At 68.7% G+C, this 12737-nt stretch carries 12 protein-coding genes; 6 read left to right on the top strand and 6 right to left on the bottom strand.

Annotated features, from left to right (window positions below; all coding sequences use genetic code 11):
- Positions 1 to 20: 20 nt before the first annotated feature.
- The 4 genes from BMW88_RS41945 to BMW88_RS18730 all read left to right on the top strand — a co-directional run bounded on the left by BMW88_RS41945 (position 21) and on the right by BMW88_RS18730 (position 3286).
- Complete coding sequence (locus BMW88_RS41945; RefSeq protein WP_177221185.1) at positions 21 to 182, top strand: hypothetical protein; 162 nt, start codon at positions 21 to 23, stop codon at positions 180 to 182.
- 218 nt (positions 183 to 400) lie between these two features.
- Complete coding sequence (locus BMW88_RS41005; RefSeq protein ID WP_143116141.1) at positions 401 to 898, top strand: hypothetical protein; 498 nt, start codon at positions 401 to 403, stop codon at positions 896 to 898.
- Between the two features lie 83 nt (positions 899 to 981).
- Entirely contained in the window at positions 982 to 2496 is a 1515-nt protein-coding gene (locus BMW88_RS18735) for an ABC1 kinase family protein (protein WP_089952674.1), read from the top strand.
- Positions 2497 to 2881: 385 nt separating this feature from the next.
- The gene (locus tag BMW88_RS18730; protein ID WP_089952300.1) at positions 2882 to 3286 is read left to right on the top strand and encodes a hypothetical protein; all 405 of its coding nucleotides are present in this window, start codon (positions 2882 to 2884) and stop codon (positions 3284 to 3286) included.
- An 80-nt stretch (positions 3287 to 3366) separates the two neighbouring features.
- Here the strand turns inward: BMW88_RS18730 and BMW88_RS18725 are convergent, their stop codons facing one another.
- The 6 genes from BMW88_RS18725 to BMW88_RS18705 all read right to left on the bottom strand — a co-directional run bounded on the left by BMW88_RS18725 (position 3367) and on the right by BMW88_RS18705 (position 8624).
- Entirely contained in the window at positions 3367 to 3792 is a 426-nt protein-coding gene (locus BMW88_RS18725) for a nitroreductase family deazaflavin-dependent oxidoreductase (protein ID WP_089952298.1), read from the bottom strand.
- A 160-nt stretch (positions 3793 to 3952) separates the two neighbouring features.
- Positions 3953 to 4915, bottom strand: coding sequence for a galactofuranose ABC transporter, permease protein YjfF (gene yjfF / locus BMW88_RS18720; RefSeq protein WP_089952297.1), 963 nt, complete (start codon positions 4913 to 4915; stop codon positions 3953 to 3955).
- Positions 4912 to 5895, bottom strand: a complete 984-nt coding sequence (locus BMW88_RS18715) for an ABC transporter permease (protein WP_089952295.1) — start codon at positions 5893 to 5895, stop codon at positions 4912 to 4914. The genes yjfF and BMW88_RS18715 overlap by 4 nt, the downstream gene beginning before the upstream one ends.
- The gene (locus BMW88_RS41940; protein ID WP_177221184.1) at positions 5892 to 6038 is read right to left on the bottom strand and encodes a hypothetical protein; all 147 of its coding nucleotides are present in this window, start codon (positions 6036 to 6038) and stop codon (positions 5892 to 5894) included. Before BMW88_RS41940 ends, BMW88_RS18715 begins: the two co-directional genes overlap by 4 nt.
- Positions 6035 to 7567: a sugar ABC transporter ATP-binding protein gene (locus tag BMW88_RS18710; RefSeq protein WP_089952293.1), complete on the bottom strand. Its 1533-nt coding sequence runs from the start codon at positions 7565 to 7567 to the stop codon at positions 6035 to 6037. Before BMW88_RS18710 ends, BMW88_RS41940 begins: the two co-directional genes overlap by 4 nt.
- 82 nt (positions 7568 to 7649) lie before the next feature.
- Positions 7650 to 8624 carry an ABC transporter substrate-binding protein gene (locus BMW88_RS18705; protein WP_425434668.1) on the bottom strand — a complete coding sequence of 325 codons (975 nt, stop codon included), beginning with the start codon at positions 8622 to 8624 and terminating at the stop codon, positions 7650 to 7652.
- 156 nt (positions 8625 to 8780) lie between these two features.
- Here BMW88_RS18705 and BMW88_RS18700 point away from each other — a divergent pair, with 156 nt between their 5' ends.
- Positions 8781 to 11252: an alpha-L-arabinofuranosidase C-terminal domain-containing protein gene (locus BMW88_RS18700; RefSeq protein WP_245777900.1), complete on the top strand. Its 2472-nt coding sequence runs from the start codon at positions 8781 to 8783 to the stop codon at positions 11250 to 11252.
- Positions 11249 to 12703 (top strand): family 43 glycosylhydrolase, encoded by a 1455-nt coding sequence (locus BMW88_RS18695; RefSeq protein ID WP_089952288.1) that lies wholly within the window; start codon positions 11249 to 11251, stop codon positions 12701 to 12703. The genes BMW88_RS18700 and BMW88_RS18695 overlap by 4 nt, the downstream gene beginning before the upstream one ends.
- Positions 12704 to 12737: the final 34 nt, after the last annotated feature.

The raw sequence follows: 12737 nt of genomic DNA, 5'->3' as shown, positions 1-12737 counted from the left end.
AATTGTCACAGTAGGCGGGCGTGCGCCACCGAAGCAGCGACGCACTTTCTCATGCCTTTACCCGGCTGTTGCCCGAGCATGGAAAGCCGATCAACGGCTCGCAGCGCGGGGTGCACCTGTCAATCGAATGGAAAGGGAAAATTCCGTCGACGGACACGTCGCTGGGCGCCGCTCTTGGCTGAACGGCAGCGCTCTCCGCGTCGAGGCCAAGCGCTGTCCAGCGGGTGGCTGTACCTGTGGTGCTCGCTTTCAGTCACCCGCTCCGTGCACTCAAGGTAGCTGAGCCGACACAGAGCGCGCAAAGGTCCAACCGAGTTACTTCGGGCTTGGAAAAGCACACCCGAATGTCCCTCCAAGTCAGCGACGAGAGCAGCATGCGTAACTCTCCGTAATCTGCAATTTGCAGATCTTGATCCGCTTCAGCTTGTGGCTGAGCGATCGGGATGATTTCCACTGGCAGAACTTCTCAAGTCGACTGGCGAGCTGCATAGAATCAATTCTCGCCGTCCGGTGGATGACCATTGTCCGCATTGGACATCTCGGCAGGAGTCAATTCCGGACACCGTCTTCAGCAACGGAGGAAGTCATGGCTCGAACCATCCGGCAGCGCCGGGGGATCATCCGGTTCCTCGGCAACATCGTCGACGACACCAAAGACATGGTCGACGACATGCTCGACCGCGCCCGCGACGTCGAGCAGGACCTGCGATCCACCGCCCGCGAGGCCTTGGACACCGACGACGAGGACGACGAGGAGCCGGCGGCGGACATCGCCTCTCTGCAAGCCGCCCTGGCCGAACTGAGCGCGAAGGTCGATCAGCTCGCCGCGCTGCGGAAAGCGGCAGACGAGACTCCGCGGCGCTCAGGAAGCGACGAACCGGTCCCGGCACAGCCTTGACGCCCCAGCGGGTGCAGGAGCGGCGGGCCGCCCTGCTCGCCGTCGTCCCCGCCTGATCCGACCAACCGATGGAGAGCACAACCGTGCGCGAACACCGCTTGTGGGCCCTGGTGGCCGCATTGAGCCGCGTGGTGCGGTCCGAACTGCACCACGGCGGTCGCTCCGGCGACGACGCCGCGGAGGGTCCGAGCCGTGCCCAGCGTCGGGCCCGCGAAGTCCGCCTTGCCTTCGAACGGCTCGGTCCGTTCTACATCAAGGTCGGTCAGATGCTCTCCACCCGGCCGGACTTCGTCTCCGAGGAGATGATCGCCGAGTTCCGCACGCTGCACGACACCGTGTCCGTCCAGCCGTTCTCGCTCTTCGAACCGGTGCTGATCGCCGAGCTGGGAAGTCGGTGGCGCGGGCGGTTCCGCACCATCGACACCAGCCGCCCTCTGGGCGCGGCGTCACTGGCCCAGGTCTACGCCGCCACCCAGCCCGACGGCAGGCCGGTCGTGGTCAAGATCCAGCGACCCGGCATCGTTCCGCTGGTCACGCAGGACATGGCGTTGCTGCGCCGGGCGGCGAAGCTGGTGACCAAGGCGTCCCCCGGATTCGCCGAGGTCATCGACGTCGAAGCCATGCTGGGTCTGCTGTTCGACGCCATGCGCTCGGAGCTCGACTTCACCCTCGAAGCCCGGCAGATGGACCGTGCCCGGGCCGATGTCGCCATGTTCAAACACCTCGACGTGCCCGAAGTGCTCCTGGCCACCCCGCGCGTCATGATCCAGAGCCGGGCACCGGGCCAGTCGATCCGCGACGCCAACCCCGCCGACTTCCCGGACGCCGAACGGCTCGCCATCGGCCGCGACCTGCTCGCCTACATGTACCGCAGCTACTTCACCACCAAGTTCTTCCACGCCGACCCCCACCCCGGCAACATCTTCGTCCACCCCGGCGAAAAGGCGTCGCTCATCGACTGGGGCATGGTCGGACGCATCGACCGCCGCACCAGCCAGGCCATCCTGCTGGTCCTGACCAACGTCGCCATGAACGACGGCCAAGGACTGGCCCGGGCCTGGACCGACCTGGGCCGGGCGACCGACGGCGCCGACATCGCCGCGTTCCAGAACGACATGGAAGCCCTTGTCCCGCACGTGGCGAGCGCGTCGCTGGAGGAGCTGAACCTCGGCGTCACACTCACCGCCATCCTCAAGAGCGCCACCAAACACCGAATCCGCACCAACCCCGCCATCGCCGTCCTGGGCAAGTCCTTCGCCAACCTCGAAGGCTCGATCCGCTACCTGGCGCCCGAGCTGAGCATCACGGACACCTTCCGTGACCAGCTGAGCGACATCATGCTCGATCTCCTGGAGGACACCGTGTCCGAACAGCAGCTCGCCCGCACGGTCCTGGAACTGGTCTCCGGCGGCACCAGCGCGATCCAGCAGATGCAGAACATCCTGCGCGACCTCAGCAGCGGACGCCTGCACATGCGTGTCACCCAAATCGCCCGATTGTCGCCGGCCACCCAGAGACGGCGGATGATCCTGGGCGCGGCACTGGCCTTTTATCTCTGGCGGCAGCGACCTCAAGCGCTTCGGGCCGCAGAGCGATGAGGGGGTCAGTCGCGGCGCTTCTGCGAGCCGTTGCGCTGGCGGCTGTGAAGGGTCGGAGAACTCGCCCCTGAACTGACCGCGCTGTCCACCAGCCAGCCGACCGGCACACCCACCGCATCACCCACGACCTCGCCGATGTGATGGGAAGGCGATGACTTGTCCCAGCACCCCGCATTCGCCATGGCCGCCACTGGACTGCTCGTGATCAGTCTCGTCGACGTCTCACCGTCGGTCTCTCTCGCAAGCTGGGTCGCCTTCTTCGTGGTAGTCGTCGGATGGGTTTTCTGTACCCGACGCCGCATCCGTCAATGACAGGACCTTCTGCACCGGTAGGGGGCAGTGGTAGTCATGCAGCCTGACTGACTGGCGTGGTCGTGATTGCTTCGTGTTCGATGGGGTCAACCGGCCGAGCTGCCAGGCGTCGACGGCGGTGGTAGGTGCGTTGCTGAACGTCGAGGGCGACGTGTGGCGTGACGCCCGATGGCGTCTGCGGGTCGTCGTGGCCGGGCTGGGCACCAACGACTTCTCCACCGCGCTCGTACCGGGCGAGCCGTGGACCCCGGAGAGCTGGTCGCCGAGTACAAGGCCGCTACCAGGGGTTCTCGGCGAGTTGTGGGCCAGGTACGGCACCGGCACAACGATCGTCGTGAGCGTGCCGGAGGCGATGGGGACGTTCGCTGACGCGGCTCGTCAGGTCGTGCAGGAGCGCGGCGACCCCCGCGTCCACCTTGCGACTACGCCGATCCGGCGCTCGACCGGCTCGGGTGCGACTGGCACTCCTCGGCCGTGACCACCGGCTGATCGTGGAGGAGCTGCGCGACTACCTGGCGGGGCTGTCCCTGCGCTGATGAGCGGGACAGCCCCGGGCGGTCACTTCGGGTCGAGCACGAACACCGGGATCTGCCGGTCGGTGTTCTGCTGGTACTCGGCGTAGTTCGGGAAGGCCGCGACGGCCCGCTCCCACCACTGCGCCCGCTCGTCGCCGTCGACCTCGCGCGCGACGTAGTCCTTCGTCACGGTCCCGTCCTGCAGCTTGAGCTCGGGGTAAGCCTGGATGTTGTAAAACCACGTCGGGTGCGCGGACGCGCCGCCGTTGGAGGCCACGACCGCGTAGCTCCCGTTGTGCTCGACGCGCATGACGGGGGTGTAGCGCAGCTTGCCGCTCTTCGCCCCGCGCACGGTCAGCAGCACGATCGGCCTGCCGAGGACCTTGACGCCCTCGGTCGTGCCGGTGTCGAGGATGGTCTTGGTCTGGTCCTGCACCCACTCGGTGGGGCTGAGTTCCACGTTCGTCATACGACGATCAAACACCCCGTGGTCCCCGGCCGCATCCCTGCCCCGGTCATCGGGCGGCCGAGTGTGGGCTCGCGGCCGGATCCCCCGGCCGCCGCCACGGGTGCCTCCGCGGTCCTCGGCGCGGTGGCGTGGCACCGCCACCTCGCCGAGGACCGCCGGGTTACCGCCGGACCATGGTCCGTTGCACCGCGATGAACACCAGCAGCAGCACGCCGATCACGATCTTCGTCCACCACGAGCTGAGCGTGCCCTGGAACGAGATCAGCGTCTGGATCGTGCCGAGCACCAGCACTCCCACCAGGCCGCCGAGCACGTAGCCGACGCCGCCCGCCAGCAGGGTCCCGCCGATCACGACGGCCGCGATGGCCTCGAGCTCCATGCCGACGGCGTGCAGGCCGTAGCCGGACAGCATGTAGAGGCTGAACAGCAGACCCGCCAACGCCGAGCAGAAACCGCTGATGACGTAGACGCCGACCTTGGCGCGGGCGGTCGGCAGCCCCATCAGCATCGCCGACGACTCGCTGCCGCCCACGGCGTAGACCGTCCGGCCGAAGCGGGTGCGGTGCAGGACGTACAGCGCCGCGACGACGACGAGCAGTGCGATCACGACGTTGTAGGTGATGGTCACGCCGCCGGGGAGCTTGATCGCCGCGGTGGCGACGTCGCGGAACGTGCTGTTCTTGATCGAGACCGACTCGACGCTGATCACGAAGCACAGGCCGCGGGCCAGGAACATGCCGGCGAGCGTGACGATGAACGGCTGGATGTCGAAGCGGTGGATCACGAGCCCCATCAGCAGGCCCAGCGTCGAGCCGATCACCAGCACCGCGAGCACCACCAGCGGCACCGGCCAGCCCGCGCGCAGGCCCGCGGCCGTGACCATCGTCGACAGCGCGACGACCGAGCCGACGGACAGGTCGATGCCGCCGCTGAGGATCACGAACGTCATGCCGGCGGCGAGCACGATGAGGAACGCGTTGTCGATGAACAGGTTCGCGATCACCTGTCCGGAGGCGAAGCCCTCGTAGCGCGCCGAGCCGACACCGAAGGTGAGGACGAACAGCACGACGGTCGCGAGGACGGGCAGGAACCGCGACGGCACCCGTTGCGCGAGAGCGGTCATGACGAGACGGCCACCTTCCGGAAGCTCAGTGCGGCACGGGCCTTCGGCGCCTGGACCAGGCACACGGCGATGACGACGACCGCCTTGAAGACCAGCGTCACCTCCGGGGCGACGCCGATCGTGTAGACGGTGGTGGTGAGGGTCTGGATGATCAGGGCGCCGAGCAGCGTGCCGGTGAGCGAGTACCGCCCGCCGGCGAGGGAGGTGCCGCCGATGACGACGGCGAGGATGGCGTCCATCTCGATCCACAGCCCGGCGTTGTTGGCGTCGGCCGCGCTGACGTTCGAGCTGATCATCAAACCGGCGATGCCCGCGCACACCGCGGCGAACACGTAGACGGTCCAGATGATCGTGCGGGACCGCACGCCGGCCAGCCGCGAGGCCTCCGGGTTCACCCCGACCGCCTCGATCAGCACACCGAGCGCCGTGCGCCGGGTCGCGAACGCCACCAGCCCCAGCACGAGCAGGCTGATCAGGATCGAGATCGGCAGGACCACGAAGCCCGCGCCGACCTGCCGGTAGGCGGTGTTGTTGACCGTGACGATCTGGCCTTCGGTGACCAGCATCGCGACACCGCGGCCCGCCGTCATCAGCACCAGCGTCGCGATGATCGGCTGGATGCCCAGCCCCGCCACCAGGAGCCCGTTCCACAGCCCCAGCACCGCGCAGAGCACCAGTGCCAGCGCCATCCCCGCGAACGCCGTGCCGGCGTCACCGGACGCTCCGATGTGGACGCACGTCACGGCGCCCGCGATCGCCGCCACCGCGCCGACCGAGAGGTCGATGCCGCGGGTGGCGATCACCAGCGTCATGCCGAGGGCGATCAGCAGCGTCGGCGCGCCGTTCTTCAGCACGTCGACCAGGCCGCCGTAGAGGTGGCCGTCCTGCATGCGCAGGGCGAAGAACGACGGCGTGACGGCGAGGTTGAGCAGCAGGAGCGCGGCCAGCGCCAGCAGTGGCCACAGCAGCCGGTTCTTCACGACACCACCTTCTTCGACGTGGTCCGGCCGCGGTGGGCGGCAGCACGGGTGCGAGCAGTCGGGTCGTCCGGGACGACAGGGTCCCGCCGCGCTGGGCGGCGCCGCTGCACAGCGGTGAGCACCGGGCCGGTCGAGGCGTTCACGACACCACCTTCTCCGGGGCCGCTCCGCCCGCGATGAGCTCTACCACCTCGTCCACCCCGGTCACCGCCCCGTCCAGCTCGGCGATCTTGCGCCGGTCGCGCAGCACGACGATGCGGTCCGCGATGCGCACGACCTCCTCCAGCTCCGCCGAGATGAACAGCACCGCGGTGCCCTCCGCGGCGAGCGCGGTGACGAGCTGCTGGATCTGGGCCTTCGCGCCGATGTCGATCCCCCTGGTCGGCTCGTCCAGGATCAGCAGCCGCGGCTCGGTGACGAGCCAGCGGGCCAGCAGGACCTTCTGCTGGTTGCCGCCGGACAGGGTGCTCACCAGCGCGTCCGGGTTCGCGGGGCGGATGTCCAGCGCCTTCAGGTACTTCTCGACGAGCTGGTCCTTGGTCCTGCGCGGCAGCGGGCGGGTCCAGCCCCGGGCCGCCTGCATCGCGAGCACCAGGTTGTCCCTGATCGACAGGTCCGCGACCAGGCCCTCGCCCTTGCGGTCCTCCGAGCTGAACGCGATGCCCGCCGCGATCGCTTGGCGCGGGCCGCGCAGCCGCAGCGGGACGCCGTCCACGAGCAGCTTGCCGGAGTCGGCCCGGTCGGCGCCGAAGAGCAGCCGGGCCAGTTCGGTGCGGCCGGAGCCGAGCAGCCCGGCCAGGCCGACGACCTCGCCCGTCCGGATGGACAGGTCGAACGGTTCGATCGCCCCTCGCCTGCCCAGCCCCGATGCCTGCACCAGCACCGGCCCGTCCGGGTGGCGCTTCTCCGCGGCGTCCTCGATCGCCTCCAGGGTGCCGAGGTCACGGCCGATCATCTGCGCGATGAGCGTCCGCCGGTCCACTTCCGCGGTGAGGTGCTCGCCGACCAGGACCCCGTTGCGCAGCACCGTCATCCGGTCGGAGATCTCGTAGACCTGGTCGAGGAAGTGCGACACGAACAGGATGGCGACGCCCTCGTCGCGCAGCACCCGCATGATGCGGAAGAGCTCGGCGACCTCGCCCGCGTCCAGACTGGACGTCGGTTCGTCCAGCACCAGCACGCGGCAGTCGACCGCGATCGCGCGGGCGATGGCGACGAGCTGCTGCACCGCGATCGGGTGCTCACCGAGGCTCGAGGCCGGGTCGACGTGCACGCCGATGCGCGCGAGCACCTGCGCGGCGCGGCGCCGCATCGCGCGGAAGTCGATGCCGCCGAGGCGGCGTGGCTCGCGGCCCAGCAGGATGTTCTCCGCGACCGTGAGGTTCGCGCAGAGGTTGACCTCCTGGTACACCGTGCTGATCCCGGCGTGCTGGGCCTCGCCGGGGGAGGAGAACGCCACGCCGGCGCCGGCCAGCGAGACCTGTCCGCTGTCGGGGCGGTGCACGCCGGTCAGGGTCTTGATCAGGGTGGACTTCCCGGCGCCGTTCTCGCCCATCAGGGCGTGCACCTCACCGGGGAACAACCGGAAGTCGACGTCCTGCAACGCCTTCACGCCGGGAAACGCGAGGCTGATGCCGCGCATCTCGACGACCGGCTGCGGTGACTCGGTCATGGGCTCTGACTTTCGTCGCTGGGGCCGCGGGACCCGCCACGCGGATGCGCGCGGTGGCGGGTCCCGCGGGTCTGGGGTGAACTCAGTACTGGCGCTGCGGGAGCGCGGCCTTGGCCTGCTCCTGGGTGAACGTGCCCTCCTCGGTCACGACCCGCGCCGGCACCTCCTCGCCCTTCACGACCTTCTTGGCGAGGTCCATCAACTGCTTGCCCAGCAACGGGTTGCACTCCACGATGAAGTTGATCTCACCGTTGGCCAGCGCCTGCATGCCGTCCTTCACCGCGTCCACGGTGATGATCTTGATGTCCTTGCCGGGCACCTTGCCCGCCGCCTTGATCGCCTCGATCGCACCCAGGCCCATGTCGTCGTTGTGCGCGTACACGACGTCGATCTTGGGCTGGGACTTGAGCATCGCCTCCATCACCTGCTTGCCACCGGACCTCGTGAAGTCGCCGGTCTGCGACGCGACGACCTTGATGTCGGGCTTGGCCGCGATCTTCTCCTCGAAGCCCTTCTTGCGGTCGATCGCCGGCGCCGCGCCGGTCGTGCCCTGCAGCTCCACCACGCTAGTGGGGCCGGACGCGTTGGACACCAGCCAGTCACCGGCCCTGCGGCCCTCCTCGACGAAGTCCGAGCCGAGGAACGTCTTGTAGAGCGACGTGTCGTCGGAGTCGATCGAGCGGTCGGTGAGGATGACGGGGATGTTGGCGCGCTTGGCTTCCAGCAGCACGGTGTCCCAGCCGGTCTCGACGACCGGGCTGAACGCGATCACGGACACCTTCTGCTGGATGTAGGACCGGATCGCCTTGATCTGGTTCTCCTGCTTCTGCTGCGCGTCGGAGAACTTCAGGTCGATGCCGGCCGCTTTGGCCTCGTCCTGGATCGACTTGGTGTTGGCGGTGCGCCAGCCGCTTTCGGCGCCGACCTGGGCGAAGCCCATCGTGATGGTGTCGCCGGACGAGCCGGTGCCGCCGCCGCCACCTCCCGAGCCGCACGCGGTGACCGCGCTCAGCAGGACCACGCTGGCGAGTGTCGTGATCTTCTTCAGCACTGGGATTCCTCCGGGGTGACGACGGTGTCGCGGAGCTCGACCGCGTGTCCGCGGTTGTCAGGTGGACAACAGTGAACGCTCACAACTTTGGCGTCAAGGCCTTGCCCGTAACGAGTTCGCAGCCCTATGTTAACGCTCACTTCCGAGCTGGGGAGGAAATCCGTGCCCACCAAGCACGTCCTGCTGTCCGCCGCGCTCGCGGCAGCCCTGCTGGTCGCCGTCCCCGGTTCGGGTGCGGCCGTCGAGACCGACTACACGCTCAAGATCGACACCGCGCACCGCGGCCCGGCGATCGACGACACGATGTACGGCGTCTTCTTCGAGGACATCAACCGCGCGGCCGACGGCGGCCTCTACGCGGAGCTGGTGCAGAACCGCTCCTTCGAGTACGACCCGGCGGACAACGCGAGCTACACCGGCATGACGTCCTGGGCGCCGCACAGCGGCACCATGGACGTCGTCGACGACGACGGCCGGATGAACGAGCGCAACCGCCGCCACCTGAGGCTGGGCCTGCCCGCAGGCGTCATCAACTCCGGCTACAACAGCGGGATCGCCGTCCAGGAGGGCCGGCGTTACGACTTCTCGGTCTGGGCCAGGACGGACCAGGCCGCCACGCCGCTCACGGCGACGGTCACCGACCCGGCGGGCGCCGCTCTGGGCGAGCCGGTGCGGATCGAGGTCAGGGGCGATGGCTGGACCCGCTACACCGGCACCGTCCACGCGCGGAAGTCCTCGACCACCGGACGGCTGCTGGTCACCGGCGGCGGCACCGGAACCCTGCGCCTCGACATGGTCTCGCTGATGCCGCAGGACACCTTCAAGGGCCACGGCCTCCGCCGCGACCTCGCCGAGAAGGTCGCCGCGCTGAAGCCCGGCTTCGTCCGCTTCCCCGGCGGCTGCCTGGTCAACACCGGCAGCCACTACGGCTACGACGCGCCGAACTACGAACGCCGCCGCTCGTACCAGTGGAAGGACACCATCGGCCCGGTCGAGCAACGCGCCACGAACTGGAACTTCTGGGGCTACAACCAGTCCTACGGCCTCGGCTACTTCGAGTACTTCCAGTTCGCCGAGGACATCGGCGCGATGCCGCTGCCCGTCGTGCCCGCCCTCGTCACCGGCTGCGGCCAGAACCGCGCCACGGACGACCCCGCGCTGCTGCGGCGGCACGTCCAGGACACCCTGGACCTGATCGAGTTCGCGAACGGTCCCGCCGACTCCACGTGGGGCCGCAAGCGGGCGGAGATGGGGCACCCCGAGCCGTTCGGGCTGACTCACCTCGCGGTCGGCAACGAGGAGAACCTGCCCGACGAGTTCATGGCCCGGTTCACGCAGTTCCGCGACGCGATCAACGCCAAGCACCCGGACATCACCGTCGTCGGCAACTCCGGCCCCGACGACTCGGGTGGCACGTTCGACCGCCTGTGGCAGCTCAACAAGCAAGCCGGCGTGAAGATGGTCGACGAGCACTACTACAACAGCCCGAGCTGGTTCCTGGAGAACAACAACCGTTACGACTCCTACGACCGCAAGGGTCCCAAGGTCTTCCTCGGCGAGTACGCCTCACAGGACAACAAGTTCTTCAACGCGTTGAGCGAAGCCGCGTTCATGACAGGCCTCGAACGCAACGCCGACGTCGTGAAGCTCGCCTCCTACGCGCCGCTTCTGGCCAATGAGGACTACGTCCAGTGGCGGCCGGACATGATCTGGTTCAACAACCACGCGTCGTGGGGTTCGGCGAGCTACGAGGTGCAGAAGTTGTTCATGAACAACGTCGGCGACCACGTCGTGCCGAGCACCGCGTCCGCCACGCCGTCCACCCTGGCGCCGATCACCGGTGCGATCGGGCTCTCGACGTGGGCGACCGCCGCGACCTATGACGACGTGCGCGTCACCAGTGCTTCCGGCCAGACGTTGTTCAGCGACGACTTCTCGGGCACCGACGCGCAGTGGACGAAGTCCGGCCGTGGCGCGTGGAACGTCGTCAACGGCGCCTATGTGCAGTCCGACGCCACCGCGGAGGACACGCTCGTCACGGCCGGTGACAGGACATGGCGTGACTACACGCTGAACGTCAAGGCCACCAAGCAGTCCGGTCGCGAGGGTTTCCTCGTCGCGTTCGGTGTGCAGGACACCGGCAACTACTACTGGTGGAACCTCGGCGGCTGGAACAACACCCAGTCCGCGGTGGAGAAAGCGGTCGGTGGCGGCAAGAGCACGCTGATCAGCAACGGCACCGCCATCGAGACCGGGCGGACGTACGACGTGCGCGTCGAGGTCCGCGGCCGCCACGTGGCGTTGTTCCTCGACGGCCAGAAGTGGGGCGAGTTCACCGACGACAAGCTCGCCGAGCCGTTCCGCCAGGTCGTCACCCGCGACCTCGCCACCGGTGAGCTGGTCGTCAAGGTGGTCAACGCCCAGGACAACGCCGCTCGCACGAAGATCGACCTGGGGGTGCCGGTGGCGTCCACGGCCCGGGCGACCGTGCTGCAGGGCCGCCCCGACGACGTGAACACCGAGTTCGCCCGGCCGATCCGGGCCAGGACCGAGCAGGTCAGGGTCGCGAGCAGCTTCACGCACACGTTCCCGCCGAACTCCGTCACCTTCCTCAGGATCAGGAGTCGCTCATGATCAACCGCCGATCCCTGCTGCGCACGGGCGGCGTGCTCGCCGCGACCGGAGCGCTCGCGTCCGGAGTCCCCGCGTCCGGAGCGCCCGCGGTCACCGCCGCGCCCGGACCGGCGGCGGAGCTGCCGACCCGCAACCCGCTCGTCGAGCAGCGCGCCGACCCGTTCATCACCCCGCCGACCGACGGCATGTACTACCTCACCGGCTCCGTGCCGGAGTACGACCGGGTCGTCATCCGCGGCGCGTCCACTCTGGACGGACTGGCCTCCGCGCGGGAGCGCACCATCTGGCGGCGGCCCGCGTCGGGCCGCATGGGCGGCTACATCTGGGCGCCGGAGCTGCACCGCATCGACGGGAAGTGGTACGTCTACTTCGCCGCCGGAGACAAGGACGAACCCTTCCGCATCCGCACCTACGTGCTGGAGTCGCCGAACGCCGACCCGCGCGAGGGCGGCTGGGTGCTGCGCGGGCAGATGGTGACGGCGTGGGACACGTTCACCCTCGACGCGACCACGTTCGCGCACCGCGGCAAGCGCTACTTCCTGTGGGCGCAGAGCGAACCCGGCATCGCGACCAACTCCAACCTCTACATCGCCGAGATGGCCTCCCCGCTCGCGTTGAAGACCGCGCCGGTGCGGATCGCGACACCGACGCTGCCGTGGGAGGTGCAGGGCTTCAAGGTGAACGAGGGCCCCGCCGTGCTGGTCCGCAACGGACGCGTGTTCGTCACCTTCTCCGCGAGCGCCACCGACGCCCGCTACTGCATGGGCCTGCTGACCGCGGACGAGAACGCGAACCTGCTGGACGCCCGGTCGTGGACGAAGTCACCGGACCCGGTGTTCACGACCCACGTGCCGACGTCGCAGTACGGGCCGGGGCACAACTCGTTCACCACGGTGGGATCGGCCGACGTGCTCGTCTACCACGCCCGCGACTACCGCGACATCACCGGCGACCCGCTGTTCGACCCGAACCGGCACACCCGCGTGCAACGACTGCACTGGAACGCCGACGGCACACCCAGCTTCGGCGTCCCGGTCGGCCGCGGCGGGCCGATCGTGCGGCTGTCGCCGTTGGACGCGCCCGCGCTCGTGGTGCGGCACCGCGAGTACCGGCTGCGGGTCGACGGCAACGTCCGCGAGCTGGGCGACACCCAGTTCCGGTTCGTGCCCGGTTTCCTGGGCTCCGGCACGGTCGCGCTGCAGTCGGTGAACTTCCCCGACCGGTACGTGCGGGTGAACGGGGACGTCATCGGGATCGACCCGTTCGAGGACACCGACGCCTACGGACGCGAGGCGAGCTTCACCCGCGTGCCGGGTCTCGCGGACCGGGACGCGGTGTCGCTCCGTGTCGGCGCGAACACGTATCTCGCTCATGACAACGGGCGTGTGGTCTTGTCCACGCCCGGTGGTGACCGCGACGCGCGCCGACGTGCCACATTCCGGCTCGAATGAGTGGACAATGGGCGCACTGCATCGATGCCGACCT

This window comes from Lentzea xinjiangensis (genome assembly GCF_900110955.1).
Taxonomy (GTDB): domain Bacteria; phylum Actinomycetota; class Actinomycetes; order Mycobacteriales; family Pseudonocardiaceae; genus Lentzea; species Lentzea xinjiangensis.
The sequence above is the reverse complement of the archived record's forward strand: the minus strand, read 5'-3'. Positions and strand labels throughout refer to the sequence as shown.